Origin of the sequence: Streptomyces flavidovirens DSM 40150, from assembly GCF_000429085.1 — a bacterium.
Lineage (GTDB): Bacteria > Actinomycetota > Actinomycetes > Streptomycetales > Streptomycetaceae > Streptomyces > Streptomyces flavidovirens.
The window spans coordinates 107,968-132,545 of the sequence record NZ_AUBE01000017.1 but is presented as its reverse complement, the minus strand read 5'-3'; the positions used below and the strand labels follow the sequence as shown (position 1 = coordinate 132,545).

24 protein-coding genes are annotated in these 24,578 nt (G+C 70.2%); 19 read left to right on the top strand and 5 right to left on the bottom strand.

Features of this window, described 5'->3' with window-relative positions; genetic code table 11:
• Nucleotides 1-54: 54 nt before the first annotated feature.
• Entirely contained in the window at nucleotides 55-1,284 is a 1,230-nt protein-coding gene (locus tag G412_RS0122715; protein WP_028814097.1) for a DUF349 domain-containing protein, read from the bottom strand.
• Nucleotides 1,285-1,427: 143 nt separating this feature from the next.
• Complete coding sequence (locus G412_RS0122710) at nucleotides 1,428-2,234, bottom strand: peptidylprolyl isomerase (protein WP_028814096.1); 807 nt, start codon at nucleotides 2,232-2,234, stop codon at nucleotides 1,428-1,430.
• A gap of 172 nt (nucleotides 2,235-2,406) precedes the next feature.
• On the opposite strand from G412_RS0122710, the gene G412_RS0122705 reads away from it, so the two are divergent.
• The 4 genes from G412_RS0122705 to G412_RS0122690 all read left to right on the top strand — a co-directional run bounded on the left by G412_RS0122705 (nucleotide 2,407) and on the right by G412_RS0122690 (nucleotide 6,687).
• Nucleotides 2,407-3,096 (top strand): MBL fold metallo-hydrolase, encoded by a 690-nt coding sequence (locus G412_RS0122705; RefSeq protein ID WP_028814095.1) that lies wholly within the window; start codon nucleotides 2,407-2,409, stop codon nucleotides 3,094-3,096.
• Nucleotides 3,097-3,107: 11 nt separating this feature from the next.
• Nucleotides 3,108-4,370 (top strand): histidine--tRNA ligase, encoded by a 1,263-nt coding sequence (hisS, locus tag G412_RS0122700; protein WP_028814094.1) that lies wholly within the window; start codon nucleotides 3,108-3,110, stop codon nucleotides 4,368-4,370.
• A gap of 269 nt (nucleotides 4,371-4,639) precedes the next feature.
• Nucleotides 4,640-5,275 carry a vitamin K epoxide reductase family protein gene (locus G412_RS0122695; RefSeq protein ID WP_028814093.1) on the top strand — a complete coding sequence of 212 codons (636 nt, stop codon included), beginning with the start codon at nucleotides 4,640-4,642 and terminating at the stop codon, nucleotides 5,273-5,275.
• Nucleotides 5,276-5,313: 38 nt separating this feature from the next.
• Nucleotides 5,314-6,687 carry a replication-associated recombination protein A gene (locus tag G412_RS0122690; RefSeq protein WP_028814092.1) on the top strand — a complete coding sequence of 458 codons (1,374 nt, stop codon included), beginning with the start codon at nucleotides 5,314-5,316 and terminating at the stop codon, nucleotides 6,685-6,687.
• 13 nt (nucleotides 6,688-6,700) lie between these two features.
• On the opposite strand, the gene G412_RS0122685 is transcribed toward G412_RS0122690, so the two are convergent.
• Complete coding sequence (locus G412_RS0122685; protein WP_028814091.1) at nucleotides 6,701-7,390, bottom strand: DUF2470 domain-containing protein; 690 nt, start codon at nucleotides 7,388-7,390, stop codon at nucleotides 6,701-6,703.
• 185 nt (nucleotides 7,391-7,575) lie between these two features.
• Here G412_RS0122685 and rpsD point away from each other — a divergent pair, with 185 nt between their 5' ends.
• A complete protein-coding gene (rpsD, locus tag G412_RS0122680; protein WP_028814090.1) occupies nucleotides 7,576-8,190 on the top strand; it encodes a 30S ribosomal protein S4 in 615 nt (204 codons plus the stop codon).
• A 27-nt stretch (nucleotides 8,191-8,217) separates the two neighbouring features.
• Here the strand turns inward: rpsD and G412_RS35595 are convergent, their stop codons facing one another.
• A complete protein-coding gene (locus G412_RS35595) occupies nucleotides 8,218-10,416 on the bottom strand; it encodes an ATP-binding protein (protein WP_051338548.1) in 2,199 nt (732 codons plus the stop codon).
• Between the two features lie 148 nt (nucleotides 10,417-10,564).
• On the opposite strand from G412_RS35595, the gene G412_RS0122670 reads away from it, so the two are divergent.
• The 14 genes from G412_RS0122670 (at nucleotide 10,565) to nusB (ending at nucleotide 23,798) form a co-directional block, all read left to right on the top strand.
• Nucleotides 10,565-10,996 carry a DUF948 domain-containing protein gene (locus tag G412_RS0122670; protein ID WP_028814089.1) on the top strand — a complete coding sequence of 144 codons (432 nt, stop codon included), beginning with the start codon at nucleotides 10,565-10,567 and terminating at the stop codon, nucleotides 10,994-10,996.
• Nucleotides 10,997-11,003: 7 nt separating this feature from the next.
• Complete coding sequence (locus G412_RS0122665; RefSeq protein WP_028814088.1) at nucleotides 11,004-11,315, top strand: DUF6167 family protein; 312 nt, start codon at nucleotides 11,004-11,006, stop codon at nucleotides 11,313-11,315.
• Nucleotides 11,315-13,984 carry an alanine--tRNA ligase gene (gene alaS, locus G412_RS0122660; protein WP_028814087.1) on the top strand — a complete coding sequence of 890 codons (2,670 nt, stop codon included), beginning with the start codon at nucleotides 11,315-11,317 and terminating at the stop codon, nucleotides 13,982-13,984. The genes G412_RS0122665 and alaS overlap by 1 nt, the downstream gene beginning before the upstream one ends.
• A complete protein-coding gene (gene ruvX, locus G412_RS0122655) occupies nucleotides 13,984-14,448 on the top strand; it encodes a Holliday junction resolvase RuvX (protein WP_028814086.1) in 465 nt (154 codons plus the stop codon). Before alaS ends, ruvX begins: the two co-directional genes overlap by 1 nt.
• 128 nt (nucleotides 14,449-14,576) lie before the next feature.
• Nucleotides 14,577-16,211, top strand: a complete 1,635-nt coding sequence (mltG, locus tag G412_RS0122650) for an endolytic transglycosylase MltG (RefSeq protein WP_051338547.1) — start codon at nucleotides 14,577-14,579, stop codon at nucleotides 16,209-16,211.
• Nucleotides 16,189-17,031, top strand: coding sequence for a shikimate dehydrogenase (locus G412_RS0122645; RefSeq protein WP_028814084.1), 843 nt, complete (start codon nucleotides 16,189-16,191; stop codon nucleotides 17,029-17,031). Before mltG ends, G412_RS0122645 begins: the two co-directional genes overlap by 23 nt.
• 197 nt (nucleotides 17,032-17,228) lie before the next feature.
• Nucleotides 17,229-18,413 (top strand): chorismate synthase, encoded by a 1,185-nt coding sequence (aroC, locus tag G412_RS0122640; protein WP_028814083.1) that lies wholly within the window; start codon nucleotides 17,229-17,231, stop codon nucleotides 18,411-18,413.
• 38 nt (nucleotides 18,414-18,451) lie between these two features.
• Nucleotides 18,452-18,934, top strand: coding sequence for a shikimate kinase (locus G412_RS0122635; protein WP_051338550.1), 483 nt, complete (start codon nucleotides 18,452-18,454; stop codon nucleotides 18,932-18,934).
• Nucleotides 18,931-20,025, top strand: a complete 1,095-nt coding sequence (gene aroB, locus G412_RS0122630) for a 3-dehydroquinate synthase (RefSeq protein WP_028814081.1) — start codon at nucleotides 18,931-18,933, stop codon at nucleotides 20,023-20,025. Before G412_RS0122635 ends, aroB begins: the two co-directional genes overlap by 4 nt.
• Entirely contained in the window at nucleotides 20,022-20,462 is a 441-nt protein-coding gene (locus tag G412_RS0122625) for a type II 3-dehydroquinate dehydratase (RefSeq protein WP_028814080.1), read from the top strand. Before aroB ends, G412_RS0122625 begins: the two co-directional genes overlap by 4 nt.
• A gap of 120 nt (nucleotides 20,463-20,582) precedes the next feature.
• Entirely contained in the window at nucleotides 20,583-21,479 is an 897-nt protein-coding gene (locus tag G412_RS35590; protein WP_037649585.1) for a Pro-rich N-terminal domain-containing protein, read from the top strand.
• Between the two features lie 134 nt (nucleotides 21,480-21,613).
• Entirely contained in the window at nucleotides 21,614-22,729 is a 1,116-nt protein-coding gene (locus G412_RS0122615) for an aminopeptidase P family protein (protein ID WP_037649583.1), read from the top strand.
• Nucleotides 22,730-22,800: 71 nt separating this feature from the next.
• Nucleotides 22,801-23,367 carry an elongation factor P gene (gene efp / locus G412_RS0122610; protein ID WP_028814077.1) on the top strand — a complete coding sequence of 189 codons (567 nt, stop codon included), beginning with the start codon at nucleotides 22,801-22,803 and terminating at the stop codon, nucleotides 23,365-23,367.
• A 2-nt stretch (nucleotides 23,368-23,369) separates the two neighbouring features.
• Entirely contained in the window at nucleotides 23,370-23,798 is a 429-nt protein-coding gene (gene nusB, locus G412_RS0122605; RefSeq protein WP_028814076.1) for a transcription antitermination factor NusB, read from the top strand.
• 163 nt (nucleotides 23,799-23,961) lie between these two features.
• Here nusB and bldD read toward each other — a convergent pair whose 3' ends face one another.
• The gene (gene bldD / locus G412_RS0122600; protein ID WP_028814075.1) at nucleotides 23,962-24,462 is read right to left on the bottom strand and encodes a transcriptional regulator BldD; all 501 of its coding nucleotides are present in this window, start codon (nucleotides 24,460-24,462) and stop codon (nucleotides 23,962-23,964) included.
• Nucleotides 24,463-24,578 lie beyond the last annotated feature (116 nt).

The following is a 24,578-nucleotide window of genomic DNA, read 5'->3' as shown; positions in this document are numbered from 1 at the left end:
AAAGGGCCCCGGTACGGAGATCCGCACCGGGGCCCTTTCGCGTAAGCCGGGGCGTCAGCCGCCGAACTCCTCCAGGCCCTTCAGCGCCTGGTCGAGCAGCGCCTGGCGGCCTTCGAGCTCGCGGGCGAGCTTGTCGGCCTTGGCGTTGTTGCCAGCGGCGCGGGCCGCCTCGACCTGCCCGCGCAGCTTGTCGACGGCGTCCTGGAGCTGGCCCGTCAGACCCGCGGCGCGGGCGCGCGCCTCAGGGTTCGTACGACGCCACTCGTTCTCCTCGGTCTCCTGGAGCGCCTTCTCCACCGCGTGCATCCGGCCCTCGACCTTCGGGCGGGCGTCGCGCGGTACGTGGCCGATGGCCTCCCAGCGCTCGTTGATGGAGCGGAACGCGGCCCTGGCCGCCTTCAGATCCTTCACCGGCACCAGCTTCTCGGCCTCGGCCGCGAGCTCCTCCTTGAGCTTGAGGTTCTCGGCCTGCTCGGCGTCCCGCTCCGCGAACACCGCGCTGCGCGCCGCGAAGAAGACGTCCTGGGCGCCGCGGAAGCGGTTCCACAGGCCGTCCTCGGCCTCGCGCTGGGCGCGGCCCGCGGCCTTCCACTCGGCCATCAGGTCGCGGTAACGGGCGGCCGTAGCGGCCCAGTCGGTCGACGCCGAAAGGCTCTCCGCCTCCGCGACCAGCTTCTCCTTCGCCTTGCGAGCCTCCTCGCGCTGCGCGTCCAGCGAGGCGAAGTGGGCCTTGCGCCGCTTGGAGAACGCCGAGCGGGCGTGCGAGAAGCGGTGCCACAGCTCGTCGTCGGACTTCCGGTCGAGCCTCGGCAGGCCCTTCCAGATGTCCACGAGCGCCCGCAGCCGCTCACCGGCCGCCCGCCACTGCTCGCTCTGGGCCAGCTCCTCGGCCTCGACGACCAGCGCCTCCTTGGCGTGCTTCGCCTCGTCGGTCTGCTTGGCCTTCTCCGCCTTGCGCTCCTCGCGGCGCGCCTCGACCGTCGCCACCAGCGCGTCGAGGCGCTTGCTCAGCGCATCGAGGTCACCGACGGCGTGGTGCTCGTCGACCTGCTGGCGCAGGTGGTCGATCGCGGCATGGGCGTCCTTGGCCGACAGGTCGGTCGTCTTCACCCGCCGTTCGAGGAGGCCGATCTCGACAACCAGGCCCTCGTACTTGCGCTCGAAGTAGGCCAGGGCCTCCTCTGGAGATCCCGCCTGCCAGGAACCGACGACCTTCTCACCGTCGGCCGTACGCACGTACACGGTGCCGGTCTCATCGACGCGGCCCCACGGGTCGCTGCTCACAGCGCCTCCTCCACATGACGCCTGCGAGGGGCTGTTCACCCCCGGGCATCGTCCACAGTTTCTTTCGCGGGGCCACAGACGCCCTGCACACCGCCAACATAGGCGAACGGCAGGGCGGCTGTCCGCATCCCGCACTTCCGGATTTACTTGGTGACGGTCGCCTTGTCGATGACGACGGTGGCATGGGGCGCCCCGTCGCCCTGACCGGTCGCCTCACCCGCGTCAGCGATCTTCTTCAGCACGTCCTGACCACCCTTGATGGTTCCGAACGGTGTGTAGCTGGGCGGCAACTTGCTGTCCTGGTACACGAGGAAGAACTGGCTGCCGCCGGTCCCCGGACCCGCGTTCGCCATCGCGACCGTGCCCGCCGGGTAGACGCCGCCCTTGAGCTTCGGGTCCTTCAGGTTCTCGTCGGGGAGCTTGTAGCCGGGCGTACCCGAGCCCTGCCCCGTCGGGTCGCCGCACTGCAACACGTAAATGCCGCTCGTCGTCAGCCGGTGGCACTTCGTGTGGTCGAAATAGCCCTTCGAGGCAAGGAAGTTGAAGGAGTTCACCGTGCGCGGGGCCTTCGCCGGGTCCAGGCCGAGCGTGATGTCGCCACAGGTGGTGTCGAGCTTCATCGTGTACGACGCGGACTTGTCGACGGTGAGCGCCGGCTCCTTCTTGTACGACAGCTTCTTGACCGAGCCCGGAGCGGGCTTCTCGCAGGGGTCGGGCGCCTTCGACGGCGTGGTGCTCGCCGACGCGTCGGCGACGGTGTCGTCCTTGTCGTCGCCGCCCAGCGCGCCGGTCGCGAACGCCGCCGCCCCGGCCGCGAGCACCACGGCGAGCGCCGAGGCGATCACGGCGTTGCGGCGGCGCGCCTTGCGCCGGTTCTCGGCGCGGCGCTGCTGCTGGCGTTCGAACTTTTCCCGGGCGAGCTGGCGCCGCCGCTGATCGCTGCTGACCACCGGTGTTCTCCTCGTACGTCTCGTCTGTCACTGCTGTCCGCACTGCTGTCCGGCCGAGCCGAGCTTGCCCGTACCGTATATGGGTTCGCTGTGCGATGAGCGGCGCCGGTAGGCTCTGATCTGCTGCAATCGACAGCGGCATCTCCCGCCGGACGACATATTGAGGACGATCGTGCTTATTGCCGGGTTCCCCGCCGGGGCCTGGGGGACCAACTGTTACGTGGTCGCCCCCGCCGCGGGCGAGGAGTGCGTGATCATCGACCCGGGTCACCAGGCCACCGCGGGCGTCGAGGAAGCGCTCGCCAAGCATCGGCTGAAGCCCGTCGCCGTTGTCCTCACCCACGGCCACATCGACCACGTCGCCTCGGTCGTCCCGGTGTGCGGAGCGCACGACGTACCGGCGTGGATCCACCCCGCCGACCGGTACATGATGAGCGACCCCGAGAAGGCTCTCGGCCGCTCGATCGGCATGCCGCTGATGGGCGAGCTGACCGTCGGCGAGCCGGACGACGTCAAGGAGCTGTGCGACGGCGCGGAGCTGAAGCTGGCGGGCCTCGGCTTCACCGTCTCGCACGCGCCCGGCCATACCAAGGGGTCGGTGACCTTCAGGATGCCCGAGCAGGCCGACATCCCGTCGGTCTTCTTCTCGGGCGACCTGCTGTTCGCCGGCTCCGTCGGACGCACCGACCTGCCCGGCGGCGACCACGCCGAGATGCTCGAGTCGCTGGCCCGTGTGTGCCTGCCGCTCGACGACTCGACCGTGGTGCTGTCCGGCCACGGCCCCCAGACGACCATCGGCCGCGAGCGTGCCACCAACCCGTATCTGACCGGTCTGGCCGCCGCTCCCCGACGAGGAATGTGACGAGACTTCCTGTGAGCACCTTCAAGGCCCCCAAGGGCACGTACGACCTCATCCCGCCGGACTCCGCGAAGTTCCTGGCGGTCCGCGAGGCGATCTCCGCGCCCCTGCGCAACTCCGGTTACGGCTACATCGAGACGCCCGGCTTCGAAGACGTGGCGCTCTTCTCGCGCGGTGTCGGTGAGTCCACCGACATCGTCTCCAAGGAGATGTACGCCTTCGAGACCAAGGGCGGCGACAAGCTGGCGCTGCGTCCCGAGGGCACCGCTTCCGTACTGCGCGCCGCCCTGGAAGCCAACCTGCACAAGAGCGGCAACCTGCCGGTCAAGCTCTGGTACTCCGGCTCGTACTACCGCTACGAGCGGCCCCAGAAGGGCCGTTACCGCCACTTCTCGCAGGTCGGCGCCGAGGCGATCGGCGCGGAGGACCCGGCGCTCGACGCCGAGCTGATCATCCTGGCCGACCAGGCGTACCGCTCGCTGGGCCTGTCGCAGTTCCGCATCCTGCTGAACTCGCTGGGCGACAAGGAGTGCCGGCCCGTCTACCGGGAAGCCCTCCAGGGCTTCCTGCGCGATCTCGAACTGGACGAGGACACCCGCCGCCGCATCGAGATCAACCCGCTGCGGGTGCTCGACGACAAGCGCGCCGAGGTCCAGAAGCAGCTCGTGGGCGCCCCGATGCTGCGCGACTACCTGTGCGACGCGTGCAAGGCGTACCACGAGCAGGTGCGCGAGCTGCTGAACGCGGCGGGCGTCGCCTACGACGACGACGAGAAGCTGGTGCGCGGCCTCGACTACTACACGCGCACGACGTTCGAGTTCGTCCACGACGGTCTCGGCTCGCAGTCCGCGGTGGGCGGCGGCGGCCGCTACGACGGCCTGTCCGAGATGATCGGCGGCCCCGCGCTGCCGTCCGTCGGCTGGGCGCTCGGCGTCGACCGTACGGTGCTGGCGCTGGAGGCGGAGGGCGTCGAGCTCGACCTGCCCGCCACCACCAGCGTGTACGCGGTGCCGCTCGGCGAGGAGGCGCGCCGCGTCCTGTTCGGTACGGTCACCGAGCTGCGCAGGGCTGGCGTCGCGGCCGACTTCGCGTACGGCGGCAAGGGCCTCAAGGGCGCCATGAAGAACGCCAACCGCTCGGGTGCCCGCTACACGATCGTCGCGGGCGAGCGGGATCTGGCCGACGGCCAGGTCCAGCTCAAGGACATGGAGACCGGTGAGCAGGTTCCGGTCGCCCTGGACGCGGTCGCCGCGGAGCTCCGGCGCCGCCTGGCCTGAGAGCCGTCCGCAGGGCCGGGCTCGTACGGTCAACTTCGTGGGTGCGCATTCCCCCTGCCGGTCCGGGTCGGTTCCGGACCGGCAGGTACGGGGCCTCCCGCGCCGGGCCGATGCCCCGAATCGTCCCTTCGCGCCGGTCAACAGCCCTGCCGGAAGGCACGCGGCGGGACATTCGTGCGCACCTCCTTATATCCATCGAACGGTGGACGCGGGTGGCGGTGCGGCAGAATGGCCCTGTCCGGCAGCCCACTCAGCGACGGAACGGCGATATGACGACTGCAGCGGTAGACCACCGCACCTCCAACGGTGCGCAGGAAGGCCCGCAGGGCACGACCGGCAGCGGCCGTCCCTTCGCCCTGCTGCTGGTGATCACGGGTCTGGCCGGACTGCTGGCCTCCTGGGTCATCACGATCGACAAGTTCAAGCTCCTGGAGGACCCGGGCTTCCAGCCGGGATGCAGCCTCAACCCCGTGGTCGCGTGCGGCAACATCATGAAGAGCGAGCAGGCCTCGGCCTTCGGCTTCCCCAACCCGATGCTGGGCCTCGTCACTTACGCGATGGTCGTTGCCATCGGCGTGGGCCTGCTGGCCGGCGCGCGCTACCGCCGCTGGTTCTGGCTCGGCCTGAACGCGGGCACTCTCTTCGGCGTCGGCTTCTGCACCTGGCTTCAGTACCAGTCGCTGTACAACATCGGCTCGCTGTGCCTGTGGTGCTGTCTGGCCTGGGTCGCCACGATCGTGATGTTCTGCTACGTCACCACCCACAACATCAAGCACCGGATCCTCCCGGCCCCCAGCGGCCTGCGCAGCGCGCTGACGGAGTTCCACTGGGTGCCGCCGGTCCTGTGGACCGGCATCATCGGCATGCTGATCCTGACCCGCTGGTGGACGTTCTGGACGAGCTGAGCCCCGGCGTTGTCAGTGGGCTGACATAGGCTTCTTGCGTGGAGCCAGACCTGTTCACCGCAGCCGCCGAAGACCGCCAGCTCAAGGATCCGTCGAGCAGCCCCCTCGCCGTACGGATGCGTCCGCGCACCCTCGACGAGGTCGTCGGCCAGCAGCATCTGCTGAAGCCGGGGGCCCCGCTGCGCCGACTGGTCGGGGAGGGCAGCGGCGGGCCCGCCGGGCCCTCATCGGTGATCCTCTGGGGGCCGCCCGGCATCGGAAAGACGACTCTTGCCTACGTCGTCAGCCTGGCCACCCAGAAGCGGTTCGTCGAGCTGTCCGCGATCACCGCGGGGGTGAAGGAAGTGCGGGCCGTCATCGACGGCGCCCGCCGCGCCTCCGGCGGCTACGGCAAAGAGACCGTCCTCTTCCTCGACGAGATCCACCGCTTCAGCAAGGCCCAGCAGGATTCGCTGCTGCCCGCCGTCGAGAACCGCTGGGTCACGCTCATCGCGGCGACCACCGAGAACCCGTACTTCTCGATCATCTCCCCGCTCCTCTCTCGCTCCCTGCTGCTCACGCTGGAATCGCTGACCGACGACGATCTGCGCTCCCTGGTGCACCGGGCCCTCACGGAGGAGCGCGGTCTCGGCGGGGCGGTCACGCTCTCCGGCGACGCCGAGGCTCATCTGCTGCGGATCGCGGGCGGCGACGCCAGGCGCGCGCTCACCGCGCTGGAAGCGGCCGCAGGAGCGGCCATCTCCAAGGGCGAGGACGAGATCACGCTCGAAACGGTCGAGGAGACGGTCGACCGCGCGGCGGTGAAGTACGACCGTGACGGCGACCAGCACTACGACGTGGCGAGCGCCCTCATCAAGTCCATCCGCGGCTCGGACGTCGACGCGGCGCTGCACTACCTGGCCCGCATGATCGAGGCGGGGGAGGACCCCCGGTTCATCGCCCGCCGGCTGATGATCTCGGCCAGCGAGGACATCGGCCTCGCCGACCCGACCGCGCTGCCGACGGCCGTCGCCGCCGCCCAGGCCGTGGCCATGATCGGCTTCCCCGAGGCCGCTCTCACCCTCAGCCACGCGACGATCGCGCTGGCCCTCGCGCCCAAGTCCAACGCCGCGACGAACGCGATCTTCGCCGCGCAGGCCGACGTACGCAAGGGCATGGCCGGGCCGGTCCCGGCGCACCTGCGGGACGGCCACTACAAGGGCGCCGCCAAGCTCGGCCACGCGCAGGGCTATGTGTATCCGCACGACGTTCCGGGCGCGATCGCCGCCCAGCAGTACGCCCCGGACGCCGTGCAGGGCCGCCACTACTACGAGCCCACGCGCTACGGAGCGGAAGCTCGTTACGCCGACGTCGTCGAGAAGGTGCGGGGCAGGCTGCGCGGCGACGGCGGTCAGACCGATGCCCGCCCCTGACCCGTCTGTTCCTTCAGCCCGACGCGGCTGCCTCGAACAGCTGATACATGGCGCGGCGCAGCCCGGCGATGTCGCGCACCGGTTCGCGGAAGTCGAACCGCGCGTCGAAGACCCGCCGGCCGGCGCCGCCGCTGAAGCGCACCCGCAGTCCGAAGCGGTCCAGTGCCACGGGCACCGCACGGGTTCCCGCCGCCCGGTCGCCGGCCAGCGCGCACAGCTGCCGCATCTGGTCGCCGTGCGCCGCGTGCAGATGCTGGAGCAGCTCGGCCTCGTGCTCGACCAGCGGATCCGCCGCCGCCGACGCGAAGGCCTCGGGCTCGACCATTCCCGTGCCCCACAGATCGTCCACCCGCGCCTCGCCGACCTCCAGCCGCAGCAGCATGCGCCCGGGCTCCGCCACCCCGCGTACGCAGGTGAGCCAGCCGGAGATCCAGGCACGGCTGCGGATACGGTTGGGCACCGAGACCGGCGCGACATCCGTGATCTCCAGCACCACGGGCAGCTCGTCGTCCTGTGCGTGCGTGGCGGCCCGTACGGCCGGTGAATCCGCGGGGAACACCAGCAGCACCTCGCCGTCGGGGCCCACGCTCCGCTCCTCGGGCATCAGCTGCTCAGGACGGACCGGGAAAGGGCCCGGCAGAAGCAGCACCGCGGAGGAGGTACTCTGTACGAGAGTTCGTGTGCGCTCGGCTGCTGACGGCATCCGCGCGATTTCAAGTCCGCTGGGACGCGGCTGACCACGATCTGATCGGACCTCCGTCGCGTCGACACTCTTGATGTCGGCCTTCTTTGTGTTGTCCGTGACGTGACTGGTGTTCCCCGGACGAGACATGCGATCTCCTTGAGTAAGGTGAGCCTAACCTAACCTACAACGGAGGTCTGGAGAACGTGCCTAACCAGTCGCGTCCCAAGGTCAAGAAGTCCCGTGCGCTCGGCATCGCGCTGACGCCCAAGGCTGTCAAGTACTTCGAGGCCCGCCCGTACCCGCCGGGCGAGCACGGCCGTGGACGCAAGCAGAACTCGGACTACAAGGTCCGTCTGCTCGAGAAGCAGCGTCTGCGCGCCCAGTACGACATCAGCGAGAAGCAGATGGCCCGCGCCTACGACCGCGCCAAGAAGGCCGAAGGCAAGACCGGCGAGGCCCTGGTCATCGAGCTCGAGCGCCGCCTCGACGCCCTCATTCTTCGTTCGGGCATCGCCCGCACGATCTACCAGGCCCGTCAGATGGTCGTCCACGGCCACATCGAGGTCAACGGTGGCAAGGTCGACAAGCCGTCGTTCCGTGTCCGTCCCGACGACGTCGTGATGGTCCGCGAGCGCAGCCGCGAGAAGCACCCCTTCCAGGTTGCCCGCGAGGGTGGCTACGACACCGACGGTGAGACGCCGCGCTACCTCCAGGTGAACCTGAAGGCCCTGGCCTTCCGCCTGGACCGCGACCCGAACCGCAAGGAAATCCCGGTCATCTGCGACGAGCAGCTCGTCGTCGAGTACTACGCCCGCTGATCCAGCGGCCGTAGTCGGGCAAGTGCCTCAGCCCGTCGTCTTCTCGTTCCGTACGGAACGGGGGGCGGCGGGCTCGCGCGTGTTCGGGGCGCTGCTCCTGGCCGTCGCCGAGGCCGCGCGCGGCAGGGGCGGGGCAGGCGCCGGACTGGGCGGCCCTTCGAGCGCCCTGGCCACCGCCGCGTCCAGGCCGAGCGCGGCGCCCTCGCACCGGAACGTCTCGTACCGGCCGTCGCCGAGCCGCTCGCGCGCCTGCTCCTCGCACAGCGCGTGCGGCGCGTTGTAGTACGCCGACCCGAACAGCGGCAGCCCCACCGACGGCCAGATCCGCCCGGCCGCGCCCTGGAGCACGGCCGCCTCCGCCGGATCGCCGGCGTCGAGGGTGACCAGCGCCAGCAGCTCCAGGGCCAGCACCACGCCGAGCAGATCGTTGAACGCGTGGTCGATCGCGAGGCACTCCAGCAGCAGTTCCCGGGCCCGGCCCAGCCGGCCGTCCGTATGCGCCGCATAGGCCCGGACGTACAGCGCGTACGCGAGGGCCCAGCGCTCCCCGTGGTCCTCGCAGACCTCGGTGACCTCCTCGCAGATCGCGACGGCCTGCGCCAGATCACCGCGGAAGGCCACCGCCATCGCCAGCTCGATCTGCCCCATCAGCACGTTGCTGTTGAGCTCCCCGATCTCCTGATAGCGGGCGAGGGCCTCACGCAGCAGCTCCTCGGCGCGCGGCATGTCGTCGGAGACCAGCGCGAGGCAGCCCGACCGGTGCACGGCGTACGCCGTCGCGAGGGCGTTCGCGCTGAGCTCGGCACCCTCGCGGCACTCCTGGAGGGCGGCGAGCGCCCCGATGGCGTCGCCCTGCAGCACGGCCACATAGCCGAGCACCCACAGTGCCTTCAGCCGGTGCGCCTCGTGCCGGCTCTCCGGCTCCAGTACGCGGTCGAGCCAGTGCCGCCCCTCCGACAGGCGACCGCAGCCCACCCAGTAGAACCACAGCGTGCCCGCCAGGTACTGGCCGAGATGCACGTCCTGCGGTTGCTCCAGCGAGTACTCCATCGCCCGGCGCAGATTGGGCAGTTCGCTGTCGACGCGCGCCGCCACCTCCGCCTGCCGGGGACTGAACCAGTCCAGCTCGCACCAGGTCGCGAGTCCCAGGTACCAGTCGCGGTGCCTGCGGTGCACGCGCTCCGCGTCGCCCATGGCCGCCAGCCACTCGGCGCCGTACTCCCGGACGGTGTCGAGCATCCGGTAGCGGACCCCCGCCGCGGTGTCCTCGCGGACCACGACGGACTGCGCGATCAGATCCGTGATCACGTCCAGGACGCCGGGCACATCCTCGTCCGGCAGTTCGGGGCCACCACAGACGTACTCGGCCGCTTCCAGATCGAAAGGCCCCGCGAACACCGAGAGCCGCGCCCACAGCAACCGCTGCTCAGGCGTGCACAGCTCGTGGCTCCAGCCGATCGCGGTACGCAGGGTCTGGTGGCGGGGGAGGGCGCCGCGGGTGGAGCCGGTCAGCAGGCGGAAACGGTTGTCGAGCCGGTCGAGCACGTGCTCGACGGAGAGGGCCCTCAGCCGCCCGGCCGCCAGCTCCAGGGCGAGCGGAATCCCGTCCAGGCGACGGCACAGCTCGTGCACGGCGGCGCTGTTGGCGTTCGTCAGCCGGAAGCCGGGCTGCCCGGCGGCGGCCCGGTCGACGAAGAGCTGGACCGCGTCCGGGTCCGGCATCGGCGGCAGGGGGTAGATCTGTTCGCCGTCGACGCTCAGCGGAAGCCGTCCAGTGGCCAGCACGGTAAGTCCGGGAGCGCGCCGCAGCAGCTCCCTGGCCAGCCCGGCGACGGCGTCGACGAGATGCTCGAAACCGTCGAGTACGAGCAGCAGCCGGCGCCCCGCGAGATGCTCCACCAGCACCGTGCGCGGCGGCTTGTTGGTGTGATCCGTCAGGCCCAGCGCCTCGACGACCGCGTGCTCCATGAGGCCGGGGTCCGTGAGAGCGGACAGCTCGGCGAGCCGGACCCCGTCGCGGTACCGCTCCCGCAGGTCGCACCCGGTGCGCAGCGCGAAACGGGTCTTGCCGACGCCGCCGACACCGGTCACGGTCACCAGCCGCGAGCCCTCCAGCAGACGGCCCAGCTCCGCCAGTTCGGCGCGGCGCCCGACGAAGGAATTCAGCTCCGCCGGGAGGTCGCCGTGAACAGGGGAGTGGGACCCGGAAGGGGAGGCGCGTCGCATAGGACACGGAGCGTACCGATCCGTACGCACTCCGTACAATCACGCCGGACAGCTCCCGCTCCCCGAGCCCGTAATGCGGTACGGACCCGGAGCCCCGGCGCGATAGGCTCGCAAGACGACTTTTATCGATGGCAGGGAGCGGTGCAAAGTGTCCGGTGGAGAGGTGGCCGGCATCCTGGTGGCCGTCTTCTGGGCGATTCTGGTCTCATTCCTCGCGGTGGTGCTGGTGAGACTGGCTCAGACGCTCAGGGCGACGACCAGACTCGTCGCGGACGTGACCGAGCAGGCCGTCCCGCTGCTCGCGGACGCCTCCGCGACGGTGCGGTCGGCGCAGACCCAGCTCGACCGGGTCGACGCCATCGCGACCGACGTCCAGGAAGTCACCTCCAACGCGTCCGCGCTCTCGACGACCGTCGCATCGACCTTCGGCGGCCCGCTCGTCAAGGTCGCCGCCTTCGGGTACGGCGTACGCCGGGCGATCGGCCGCGGCAAGGACGCTCCGGCGGAGCAGCCGTCGCGTCGCACTGTGATCGCCGGCCGGACCGTGCCGTCCGCCCGGCGCAGGAAGCGGAAGGGCTGAAGCCGCAATGTTCCGCCGTACGTTCTGGTTCACGGCAGGCGCCGCCGCCGGCGTGTGGGCCACCACCAAGGTCAACCGCAAGCTCAAGCAGCTGACGCCCGAGAGCCTCGCCGCGCAGGCCGCCGAAAAGGCGATCGAAGCAGGCCACCGGCTCAAGGACTTCGCGCTCGACGTCAAGGCGGGAATGGCGCAGCGCGAAGCCGAACTCGGCGAAGCCCTCGGCCTCGAAGCGCACAACGACCCCAAAGTCATCGAGCACCGCCGCGTCGCTGCTCTCGACCACAACAAGCATTCGTACAACCGGAATGAGGACCACTGATGGAGTCGGCTGAAATCCGCCGCCGCTGGCTGCGCTTCTTCGAGGAGCGCGGACACAACGTCGTGCCTTCGGCGTCGCTCATCGCGGACGACCCGACCCTGCTGCTGGTCCCCGCGGGCATGGTGCCCTTCAAGCCGTACTTCCTCGGCGAGGTCAAGCCGCCCGCCCCGCGCGTCACCAGCGTGCAGAAGTGCGTGCGTACGCCGGACATCGAAGAGGTCGGCAAGACCACCCGCCACGGCACGTTCTTCCAGATGTGCGGCAACTTCTCGTTCGGCGACTACTTCAAGGAAGGCGCCATCGAGTACGCCTGGGAGCTGCTCACCAGCTCCGTGGCGGACGGCGGCTACGGCCTCGACCCCGAGCGGCTGTGGATCACGGTCTACCTCGACGACGACGAGGCCGAGCAGATCTGGCGCGACAAGATCGGCGTACCGGCCGAGCGCATCCAGCGCCTGGGCAAGAAGGACAACTTCTGGTCCATGGGCGTGCCCGGACCGTGCGGCCCGTGCTCCGAGATCAACTACGACCGTGGCCCGGCCTTCGGCGTCGAGGGCGGCCCGGCCGTCAACGACGAGCGGTACGTGGAGATCTGGAACCTGGTCTTCATGCAGTACGAGCGGGGCGCCGGCGACGGCAAGGAAGACTTCCCGATCCTCGGTGACCTGCCGTCGAAGAACATCGACACAGGCCTCGGTCTCGAACGCCTGGCGATGATCCTCCAGGACGTACAGAACATCTACGAGATCGACACCTCGATGGTGGTCATCGACAAGGCCACCGAGCTGACCGGTGTCCGCTACGGCGCCGACCACGCCTCCGACGTCTCGCTGCGCGTCGTCACCGACCACATGCGTACGTCGGTGATGCTCATCGGCGACGGCGTCACCCCCGGCAACGAGGGTCGCGGCTACGTGCTGCGCCGCATCATGCGCCGCGCCATCCGCAACATGCGTCTCCTGGGCGCCACCGGTCCCGTCGTCGCCGAGCTCGTCGACACCGTGATCACGTCGATGGGGCAGCAGTACCCGGAGCTCCTGACCGAGCGCAAGCGCATCGAGACCGTCGCCCTCGCCGAGGAGGCCGCGTTCACGAAGGCCCTCAAGGGCGGCACGAACATCCTCGACACGGCCGTGAGCGAGACCAAGGCCGCCGGCGGCAAGGTCCTGCCCGGCGACAAGGCGTTCCTGCTCCACGACACCTGGGGCTTCCCGATCGACCTCACCCTGGAGATGGCCGCCGAGCAGGGCCTGTCCGTGGACGAGGACGGTTTCCGCCGCCTGATGAAGGAGCAGCGGGACCGGGCCAAGGCCGACGCCAGGGCCAAGAAGACCGGCCACGCCGACGTCTCCGCCTACCGCGAGGTCGCCGACACCTCCGGCACCACGGAGTTCACCGGCTACACCCACACCGAGGGCGAGTCGACCATCGTCGGCCTGCTCGTGGACGGGCTGCCCTCGCCGGCCGCCACCGAGGGCGACGAGGTCGAGGTCATCCTGGACCGCACGCCGTTCTACGCCGAGGGCGGCGGCCAGCAGGCCGACACCGGCCGCATCAAGCTGGACACGGGCGCCATCATCCAGGTGCGCGACGTACAGCAGCCGGTGCCGGGCGTCTCCGTCCACAAGGGCTCCGTCCAGGTCGGTGAGGTGACCGTGGGCGCCTCCGCCTACGCCGCCATCGACCTCAAGCGCCGCCGCGCCATCGCCCGCGCCCACAGCGCCACGCACCTCACGCACCAGGCGCTGCGCGACGCGCTCGGCCCGACCGCCGCCCAGGCCGGTTCGGAGAACGCGCCGGGTCGCTTCCGCTTCGACTTCGGCTCCCCGAACGCCGTACCGGGCACCGTCCTCACCGACGTCGAGCACAAGATCAACGAAGTGCTCGCCCGTGAACTCGACGTCCAGGCCGAGGTCATGTCGATCGACGAGGCCAAGAAGCAGGGCGCCATCGCGGAGTTCGGAGAGAAGTACGGCGAGCGCGTGCGCGTCGTGACCATCGGCGACTTCTCCAAGGAGCTGTGCGGCGGTACGCATGTCCACAACACCGCCCAGCTCGGTCTGGTGAAGCTGCTCGGCGAGTCGTCGATCGGCTCCGGCGTGCGGCGCATCGAGGCCCTGGTCGGCGTCGACGCATACAACTTCCTGGCTCGTGAGCACACGGTCGTCGCCCAGCTCCAGGAGCTGGTCAAGGGCCGTCCGGAGGAGCTGCCGGAGAAGATCTCCGGGATGCTCGCCAAGCTCAAGGACGCCGAGAAGGAGATCGAGAAGTTCCGCGCGGAGAAGGTCCTCCAGGCCGCCGCGGGTCTCGCCGCCGGTGCCAAGGACGTGCGGGGCGTAGCGGTCGTCACCGGTCAGGTGCCGGACGGTACATCGGCCGACGACCTGCGCCGGCTCGTCCTGGACGTACGGGGCCGTACCCCGAGTGACCGCCCGACGGTCGTGGCGCTGTTCACCACAGCCAACGGCCGCCCACTGACCGTCATCGCCACCAACGAGGCCGCCCGCGAGCGCGGTCTCAAGGCCGGCGACCTGGTCCGTACGGCCGCCAAGACCCTCGGCGGCGGCGGTGGCGGCAAGCCGGACGTCGCCCAGGGCGGCGGCCAGAACCCGGAGGCCATCGGCGACGCCGTGGCCGCCGTCGAACGCGCGGTCGGCGAGAGCGCCTGATGCGACGCGGCCGTCGCCTCGCGATCGACGTCGGGGACGCCCGGATAGGGGTCGCCTCGTGCGACCCCGACGGGGTGCTCGCCACGCCGGTGGAGACCGTGCCGGGGCGTGACGTCCCGGCCGCCCACCGGCGGTTGAAGCAGCTCGTCGAGGAGTACGAACCGATCGAGGTCGTGGTCGGCCTTCCTCGCTCCCTCAGCGGGGGCGAGGGGCCGGCGGCCGTCAAGGTCCGGGCATTCGCCCAGGAGCTCGCTCGCGGCATCGCACCGGTTCCGGTGCGACTTGTCGACGAGAGGATGACCACAGTGACGGCCAGTCAGGGACTGCGCGCTTCGGGCGTGAAGTCCAAGAAGGGCAGATCTGTCATCGACCAGGCGGCGGCAATTGTCATCCTTCAGAACGCTCTGGAGGCCGAACGGGTCTCAGGCCTTCCCCCGGGAGAGGGCGTCGAAGTGGTTGTCTGATCGCGATACGGTAACGTTCCGCGCGATGCGGCGGTGTTCGAACAGCGGCCGCACAAAGAAGAGGCGGAACGGATGCCGTGCCCCCACGCGCGAAGCAGCCACCGCCTCGCGGCACACTATGGGGTTTGATGACTGAGTATGGCCGGGGCGCAGGCCACGAACCGTGGCATCCCGAGGACCCGTTGTACGGGGACCAGGGATGGGCAGGGCAGCAGGCTCCGTACGGTGGTCAGCCACAGCACTACCAGCAGGAGCCGCAACAGCAGCAGCCGTACTACGACGGCCGGCAGCACCAGCACCCGCATCAGCACGGGCAGCAGCCCGGCCACCCGGACCAGCAGCAGTACGGCCACAGCGCCGGCTGGGACACGGCCCAGCAGCAGGAGCCGGTGCCGTACGGCATGAATCCGGCGGCCGACCCGTACGCCGGCCAGCAGCCCGCCTACGGCGCCGGCGAGAGCGACTACTACGCCGCGCCGGACGCCTACCCCCCGCCGCAGCCCCCGAACCAGCGCCGGGCCCCCGAGCCGGACCAGGCCCCCGAGTGGGAAGCCGAGGCCGAAGCCCCCGAAGAGCACCCGTTCTTCACCGGTGGCGACGACCGCGACGACGGCGACGAGCCACGCGAGTCCCGGCGCGGCCGGGGCGGCGGTGACCGCCGCGGTGGCAAGTCCAAAAAGAAGAAAAGCCGCAACGGCACGGCCTGCCTCTTCGTCGTGGTGGTCCTGGCGGGCGGCGTGGGCGGCATCGGCTACTTCGGATACCAGTTCTACCAGGACCAGTTCGGAGCCCCGGCCGACTTCGAGGGCACCGGCACCGGTTCCGTCGAGGTCGAGGTCCCCAAGGGCGCGGGTCTTGGCCAGATCGGCAGCATTCTCGCCCGCAAGGGTGTGGTCAAGAGCTCGGGCGCCTTCGTCTCGGCGGCGACGGCGAACCCGAAGAGTCAGGGAATTCAGCCCGGCGTCTACCCGATGAAGAAGGAGATGTCCGGCAAGGCTGCCGTCGAACTCATGATCAACCCGTCGAACCTGAACGCCCTCATCGTCAAGGAGGGCCAGCGGAACGTCGTGATCTACGAGGAGATCGACAAGAAGCTCAAGGTCGATCGCGGTACCACTGAGGACGTGGCCAAGAAGGAGTTCAAGGATCTCGGGCTCCCCGAATGGGCCAACGACGACCCCGACATCAAGGACCCGCTGGAGGGCTTCCTTTACCCGTCGCGTTACGACATCGGCGGAAAGTCGACGCCGAAATCCGTACTCAAGGAAATGGTCGCGCGGGCCAAGGGGCAATACGCTTCCGCGAACGTCGAAGCGGAGGCCGAGAGGCTCGGTCTCGAATCTCCGCTGGATCTCGTCACGGTCGCCAGCCTTGTGCAGGTAGAAGGCAAAACGCACGACGATTTCCGCAAGATGGGCGAGGTCGTGTACAACCGCCTCAAGCCCACCAATACGGAAACGAATCAGCTGCTCCAGTTCGACTCGGCCTTCAATTACCTGAAGGGTCAGAGCGAAATCAAGATCAGCGAATCCGAGATCAACAGCAACATGGATCCGTACAACACGTACACGCAGAGGGGCCTCACCCCCGGACCCATCAGCAACCCCGGCAACGAAGCTCTCGCGGCCGCACTGAATCCGACGAAGGACGGCTGGCTGTACTTCGTGGCGACCGACGGCCTGAACAAGACCGAATTCGCCAAGACGCACGCCGAGTTCCTGAAGCTGAAGGACAAGTTCGATGCAAGCCAGGGCAGCGACTGACGCCCGCAGGGCAGCGGTCCTCGGGTCGCCCATCGCCCACTCCCTCTCCCCGGTGCTGCATCGCGCGGCGTACCGGGAACTCGGCCTCGCCCACTGGTCGTACGACCGTTTCGAGGTGGACGAGGCCGGTCTGCCCGGCTTCTTCGGGGAGCTCGACGAGTCGTGGGCCGGTCTGTCCCTGACCATGCCGCTCAAGCGGGCCGTCATCCCGCTGCTCGACGAGATCAGCGACACGGCGGCCTCCGTCGAGGCGGTCAACACCGTCGTCTTCACCGAGGACGGCCGGCGCCTCGGCGACAACACCGACATCCCCGGCATGATCGCCGCCCTGCGCGAGCGCGGCATCGAGACGGTCGGCTCCGCCGCGGTCCTCGGCGCCGGAGCCACCGCCTCGTCCGCCCTCGCCGCGCTCTCCCGCCTGTGCACCGGCCCGGTCACCGCGTACGTCCGCAGTTCCGCCCGCGCCGACGAGATGCGGCAGTGGGGCGAGCGGCTCGGAGTCGACGTACGCATCGCCGACTGGGCGCAGGCGCACCGGGCGTTCGACGCGCCGCTCGTCGTCGCCACCACCCCGGCCGGCACCACCGACGCCCTCGCCGAGGCCGTGCCGGACAGCCCCGGCACGCTTTTCGACGTGCTGTACGACCCGTGGCCGACCGCACTCGCCGCCGCGTGGTCCGCGCGCGGCGGCGCGGTCGTCGGCGGCCTCGACCTGCTCGTGCACCAGGCCGTGCTCCAAGTGCGGCAGATGACGGGTCGCGCCACCGCGCCGCTCGCCGTCATGCGGGCCGCCGGGGAACACGCGCTCGCCGCCCACTAGGGTCCGCGGAGGCGTCTCAAGGCGTCTCAAGGCGCCCCCGGCAGATCCCGTCGGCATCCCGCGAAGTGAGAATGCCGTCCGTCTTATGGACCGGCGGCCGGTTCACGGTCCGGTCGTGGGAGGATCAGGGGTGGCGGGCCAGGGCCGCGCACCCGGTCGCGCCGTCGCAGTTCCAGGCGCGAGCATGAGGAGCACCGTTGAGCAGGTTGCGCTGGCTGACCGCGGGGGAATCCCACGGTCCCGCACTCGTCGCGACGCTGGAGGGCCTTCCCTCCGGTGTCCCCGTCACCACGGAGATGGTGGCGGACGCGCTCGCCCGGCGGCGGCTCGGCTATGGGCGCGGTGCGCGTATGAAGTTCGAGCAGGACGAGGTGACCTTCCTCGGCGGCGTACGGCACGGCCTGACCATGGGCGGCCCCGTCGCGATCATGGTGGGCAACACCGAGTGGCCCAAGTGGGAGCAGGTCATGTCGGCCGACCCGGTCGACCCCGAGGAGCTGGCCAAGCTGGCGCGCAACGCGCCGCTGACCCGCCCGCGCCCCGGACACGCCGACCTCGCGGGTATGCAGAAGTACGCCCTGGACGAGGCCCGGCCGGTCCTGGAGCGGGCGAGTGCCCGCGAGACCGCGGCCCGTGTCGCGCTCGGCACCGTCGCCCGGTCGTACCTGAAGCAGACCACCGGCGTCGAGATCGTGTCGCACGTCGTGGAGCTGGCTTCCGCCAAGGCGCCGTACGGCGTGCTGCCCGTGCCCGCCGACGAGGCGAAGCTCGACGAGGACCCGGTGCGCTGCCTGGACGCCGACGCGTCGAAGGCGATGGTGGCCGAGATCGACCAGGCCCACAAGGACGGCGACACGCTGGGCGGTGTCGTCGAGGTACTGGCGTACAACGTGCCCGTCGGGCTCGGGTCGTTCGTGCACTGGGACCGCCGGCTCGACGCCCGGCTCGCCGCCGCGCTGATGGGCATCCAGGCGATCAAGGGGGTCGAGGTCGGTGACGGCTTCGACCTCGCGCGCGTGCCCGGCTCGAAGGCCCATGACGAGATCGTGCCGACCGCCGACGGTGTACGCCGTACCTCCGGACGCGCCGGCGGCACCGAAGGCGGCATGTCCACCGGTGAGCTGCTGCGCGTACGGGCCGCGATGAAGCCCATCGCGACCGTGCCGCGCGCCCTCGCCACCATCGACACGGCCACCGGCGAGGTCGCAGCCGCGCACCACCAGCGTTCCGACGTGTGCGCCGTACCGGCGGCCGGGATCGTGGCCGAGGCCATGGTCGCGCTCGTCCTCGCGGACGCGGTCGCGGAGAAGTTCGGCGGCGACAGCGTGGGTGAGACCCGGCGCAATGTGCGGAGCTACCTCGACACCCTGGTCGTCCGGTGAGTGCGACAGACGGGCCGGTCGTCGTACTCGTCGGGCCCATGGGCGTCGGCAAGTCAACGGTCGGTGCGCTGCTCGCCGAGCGGCTGGGCGTGGCGTACCGGGACACCGACGCCGACATCGTCGAGGCCGAGGGCCGGCCGATCGCCGAGATCTTCGTCGACGAGGGCGAGGCGCGCTTCCGTGAACTGGAGCGGGAGGCCGTGAAGGCGGCGCTCGCCGGGCACACGGGCGTGCTGGCGCTCGGCGGCGGCGCCGTACTCGACGACGGCACCCGTGCGGCCCTGGCCGGGCTCCCCGTCGTCTACCTCTCCATGAACGTGACCGAGGCGATCAAGCGCGTCGGGCTCAACACCGCCCGCCCGCTGCTGGCCGTCAACCCGCGCCAGCAGTGGAAGCAACTGATGGAAGCGCGCCGGCATCTGTACGCCGAGGTGGCCGACGCGGTGGTCGAGACGGACGACCGGACCCCCGAAGAGGTCGCGCAGGCGGTCCTCGACGCACTCGAAGTGAAGGAAGCATGACGGAGCAGGCAGTCACCCGTATCCAGATCGGCGGCAGCGAGGGTGCGGAGCCCTACGAGGTGCTGGTCGGCCGGCAGCTGCTCGGTGAGCTGCCCGGACTGATCGGCGACCGGGCCAAGCGCGTCGCCGTCCTGCACCCGGAGGCGCTCGCCGGCACCGGTGAGGCGATCCGCGAGGACCTCGCCGCCCAGGGGTACGAGGCCATCGCGATCCAGCTGCCGAACGCCGAGGAGTCCAAGACCGTCGAGGTCGCGGCGTACTGCTGGAAAGCGCTCGGGCAGACCAACTTCACGCGTACGGACGTGATCGTCGGAGTCGGCGGGGGAGCCACCACCGATGTGGCCGGTTTCGTCGCCGCCACCTGGCTGCGCGGGGTGCGCTGGGTCGCCGTACCGACGACCGTGCTCGGCATGGTCGACGCGGCCGTCGGCGGCAAGACGGGCATCAACACCGCCGAGGGCAAGAACCTCGTCGGCGCTTTCCACCCGCCGGCCGGTGTGCTGTGCGACCTGGCGGCGCTCGACTCGCTGCCGGTCAACGACTACATCAGCGGCCTCGCCGAGATCATCAAGGCGGGCTTCATCGCCGACCCGGTGATCCTCGACCTGATCGAGGAGGACCCGGCGGCGGCCCGTACGCCCGAGGGCCCGCGCACCGCCGAGCTGATCGAGCGCGCCATCCGGGTCAAGGCCGACGTGGTGTCGAGCGACCTGAAGGAATCCGGTCTGCGCGAGATTCTGAATTACGGTCACACCCTCGCGCACGCCATCGAGAAGAACGAGCGTTACAACTGGCGCCACGGCGCGGCTGTTTCCATCGGCATGGTCTTCGCCGCCGAACTGGGCCGTCTCGCGGGCCGTCTGGACGACGCGACCGCCGACCGGCACCGCACGGTGCTGGAGTCGGTCGGGCTGCCGCTCACCTACCGCGCCGACCAGTGGCCCAAGCTCCTGGAGAACATGAAGGTCGACAAGAAGTCGCGCGGCAACCTGCTGCGCTTCATCGTCCTCGACGGGCTCGCCAAGCCGACCGTGCTCGAAGGCCCCGACCCGGCGGTGCTGCTGGCGGCCTACGGCGAGGTGTCCAAGTGACGCGGCGGGTGTTCGTTCTCAACGGACCCAACCTCGGCAGGCTCGGCTCGCGCGAACCCGACGTGTACGGCGCGACGTCGTACGCCGGGCTCGTCGAGGAGTGCGGACGGCTCGGCAAGGAACTCGGTTTCGACGTCGACGTACGCGAGACGAACGACGAGGGCGAGCTGATCCGCTGGCTCCACGAGGCCGCGGACGGGTCAATTCCGGTTGTTCTCAATCCGGGTGCCTTCACGCATTACTCGTACGGAATGAGGGACGCGGCGGCCCAGCGGACCGCGCCGCTCATCGAGGTGCACATCTCGAACCCGTACACACGCGAGGAATTCCGGCACACCTCGGTGGTCGCCGCCGTGGCCAGCGGTACGGTCGCGGGCTTCGGCATCGGCTCGTACCGGCTCGCCCTGCGCGCCCTCGCCGAGGAACTCGACGGCTGAGCGGGCACTCTGGACCTGCCCCCGCCGTTCACAGTAGAACGGCGGGGGCAGGTACCTTTCGGTAGGCCCGGGCCGTCCTGGTCCGCCAAGAGTCGCCTGTACGAGACGGAGTCGCACCGGATGCAGCACGCAGTGGGGGCTCCGCTGCCACCGCCCCACGGGCCCGCCGCAGGGTGGGCACACGGCGCCCCGCACCCCGCCGGACCGCACGCGGGACCTCCTGCCGGACCCCCCGGACCCCCCGGACCCCCCGGACCCCCTGGGCCACAAGGGCCCCCACACCCGCCCCAGGCGCCTCAGGCCCCCGGACACGCCCCGGCTCCCGGCTGGAGCGGACCGGTCCCGCAGCACGCCCAGCGGCCACCGTCGCGCGAGAGCACCGGGCACATCCAGCTGCCGCCCGGCGGTCCGGTCCCGGTCCCCGCGCCGCCGCCCGCCGCCGCGCCCACGGACACCGGCGGCACGACGCTCGCGGTGCTGCTCATCGGCCCCGCGGGCGCGGGCAAGACGACCGTCGCCAAGCACTGGGCGCGGCACCGCCGGGTGCCGACCGCGCACATCAGCCTCGACGACGTACGCGAATGGGTGTGCTCCGGGTTCGCCGATCCGCAGTCGGGCTGGAACGACCAGTCGGAGGCCCAGTACCGCCTGGCCCGCCGCACCTGCGGCTTCGCCGCCCGCAACTTCCTGGCCAACGGCATTTCGTGCATCGTCGACGACGCCGTCTTCCCGGACCGTCCCGTCGTCGGGCTCGGCGGCTGGAAGCGCCATGTGGGGCCCGGCCTGCTGCCCGTGGTCATCCTGCCCGGCCTGGAGATCGTGCTGGAGCGCAACGCCCAGCGCAGCGGCAACCGGCGCCTGTCCGACGAGGAAGTCGCCCGTATCCACGGCCGGATGGCCGGGTGGTACGGCTCGGGGCTGCCGATCATCGACAACTCGCAGTACGACGTACCGACCACCGCCCGCGTACTGGACGAGGTGCTCGCCCGCTCCATAGCCAGCCCGCCCGCCTGGTAGCGGCGCGGCGTCTTCTCGTACGGCGCCTTCTCGTACGGCCCTTCTCGTACAGAGGGGCTTCGTACAGACGGCCTCGCCGCCCGGTCGGACGCGCTGAACCGGCCGGACGGCGCCCGCGCTCGTACGCTCGAAACATGTCAGAGCTGTATGCGGCCCGTCGTGGACGACTGCGCGACCGGTGCGCCGCTGCCGGCAGCGGCGCCGCACTGGTCTCCCGTCCCGCCAACGTCCGCTACCTCGCGGGCGGAGCGCCACCCGGCGCCGTGCTGCTGCTCGGGCCCTCCGCCGGGGAGGCCGACGTACTGATCTGCCCCGGTACGCCGACCGCCGACCCCGCCGACGGCCGCCCCGACGAACAGCTGCGGATCATGGTCCTGCCCGCGCCCGGCGGTGACGCCGTGGTCGCGGCGGCAAGGACGGCCGCGGCGGCCGGCGCGGAGTCGCTCGCCGTCGAGGAGAACCACCTCACCGTCGCCAGGCACCGGGCGCTCGGCTCGGTCGCCCCGACGCTGCGCCTCGGCGACCTCGCCGGCGCCGTCGAGCAGCTGCGCATCGTCAAGGACGAGGAAGAGATCGCGTCCATCCGCATCGCGGCCGAGATCACCGACCAGGCCCTCGGCGAGCTGCTCGAATCGATCCTGGTGGGCCGCACGGAGCGGCACCTCGCGCTGGAACTGGAGCGCCGCCTGGTCGACCACGGCGCGGACGGGACGGCTTTCCCCACCTCGGTCGCCACCGGGCCGAACTCCGGCCTCGGCAGGCACCGGCCGTCGGACCGGCGCGTGGAGGAGGGTGATTTTCTCTCCGTCTGCCTCGGCGCCAACTACCGCGGCTACCGCTGCGAGATCGGCCGTACCTTCGTCATCGGCACGACGCCCGCCGAGTGGCAGATCGAGCTGTACGACGTCGTATTCGCCGCTCAGCGGGCGGGCCGGGAGGCTCTCGTACCGGGCGCCGAGTACCGCCAGGTCGACCGCGCGGCCCGCCACGTACTGGCCGCGGCGGGCCACGGCGAGGCCGTCGCGCCGCGCACCGGGCACGGTGTCGGACTCGAAATAGAGGAGGACCCGCAGCTGGCACCTGCGGCCATGGGTAAACTGGACGCTTGTGTGCCGGTCACCGTCGAACCGGGGGTCCACCTCCCGGGCCGGGGCGGTGTCCGGATCGATGACACGCTCGTCGTCCGCCCCGAGGCGGACGGCGGACCCGAGCTGCTCACCATCACGACCAAGGAGCTGCTCGCGCTGTAGCACCTGAGCCGCAGCGCGACCCCCGGGTCACAGCAGTCCCACCAGCCTTCAGTCCAGGAGATTCCGCAACCGTGGCTTCCACGAACGACCTCAAGAATGGCATGGTGCTCAAGCTCGACGGAGGCCAGCTCTGGTCCGTCGTCGAGTTTCAGCACGTCAAGCCCGGCAAGGGCCCTGCCTTCGTGCGCACCAAGCTCAAGAACGTGCTCTCCGGCAAGGTCGTCGACAAGACGTTCAACGCCGGCGTGAAGGTCGAGACGGCCACCATTGACCGGCGCGACATGCAGTTCTCGTACATGGACGGCGAGTACTTCGTCTTCATGGACATGGACACCTACGACCAGCTCATGGTCGACCGCAAGGCCGTCGGCGACGCCGCCAACTTCCTGGTCGAGGGCTTCACCGCCTCCGTCGCGCAGCACGAGGGCGAGGTGCTCTACGTCGAGCTGCCGGCCGCCGTCGAGCTGACGATCCAGCACACCGACCCGGGCGTCCAGGGCGACCGCTCCACCGGCGGCACCAAGCCCGCGACGCTGGAGACCGGCCACGAGATCCAGGTCCCGCTCTTCATCACCACCGGTGAGAAGATCAAGGTCGACACCCGCACCAGCGATTACCTCGGCCGGGTGAACAGCTAACCGTGGCTGCCCGGAACACGGCGCGCAAGCGCGCCTTCCAGATCCTCTTCGAGGCCGACCAGCGCGGTGAGTCCGTGCAGACGGTCCTCGCGGACTGGATGCGGCACGCCAGGACCGACACCCGTCAGCCGCCGGTCAGCGAGTACACGATGCAGCTCGTCGAGGGCTACGCGACGTACGCGGACCGCATCGAGGACCTCATGGCCACGTACGCGGTCGACTGGGAGATCGACAGGATGCCGGTCGTCGACCGGAACATCCTGCGCCTCGGCACGTACGAGCTGGTGTGGATGGACGAGACGCCCGACGCGGTGGTGATCGACGAGGCGGTGCAGCTCGCCAAGGAGTTCTCCACCGACGACTCACCGTCCTTCGTGAACGGCCTCCTCGGCCGTTTCAAGGAGCTCAAGCCGAATCTGCGTCGCGAGTAGCCCGAGCCGGGCTGTTCGACGGCTGAAAGGGCCCGCAGTGCGCTTCACGGCGTACTGCGGGCCCTTTCGTCATCGACGGGGAACAGACGCAAAACGCCGGTGCCGGTGGAAGCGCGAAGCTTCCGCCGGCACCGGCGTTACGTTTCTGCTGGTGGCGCTCGGACTAGACGTCCTCGTGAGCGACCGCACGGCGCGCGTCCGCGTCGAGCACACCCCAGCTGATGAGCTGCTCGGTCAGGACCGAGGGCGACTGGTCGTAGATGACGGCCAGCGTGCGCAGGTCGTCCTGGCGGATCGACAGGACCTTGCCGTTGTAATCGCCGCGCTGCGACTGGATCGTCGCGGCGTAACGCTGGAGCGGGCCCGCCTTCTCGGCCGGGACGTGGGCGAGGCGCTCCAGGTCGAGGCGGAGCTTCGGCGGCGGCTCGGCGGCGCCGCCGGGCGTCGTACCCGGCAGGAGCTCCTGGACCGGGACGCCGTAGAAGTCCGCAAGCTCGGCGAGGCGCTGCACGGTCACGGCGCGGTCGCCACGCTCGTACGAGCCGACCACGACGGCCTTCCAGCGGCCCTGGGACTTTTCCTCGACACCGTGAAGGGAAAGGCCCTGCTGGGTGCGGATGGCGCGGAGCTTGGCCCCGAGCTGTTTTGCGTATTCGCTGGACATATGGCTCCCCGGACGCGGACTGGTAACTCACTGTGAGGTTACGCAGCGTTACTTGGGTGCGTCAAGCCGAATGGGTCCAGACCGCCTAGTCGAGGGGTATCGCAAGGGTTGCCGAA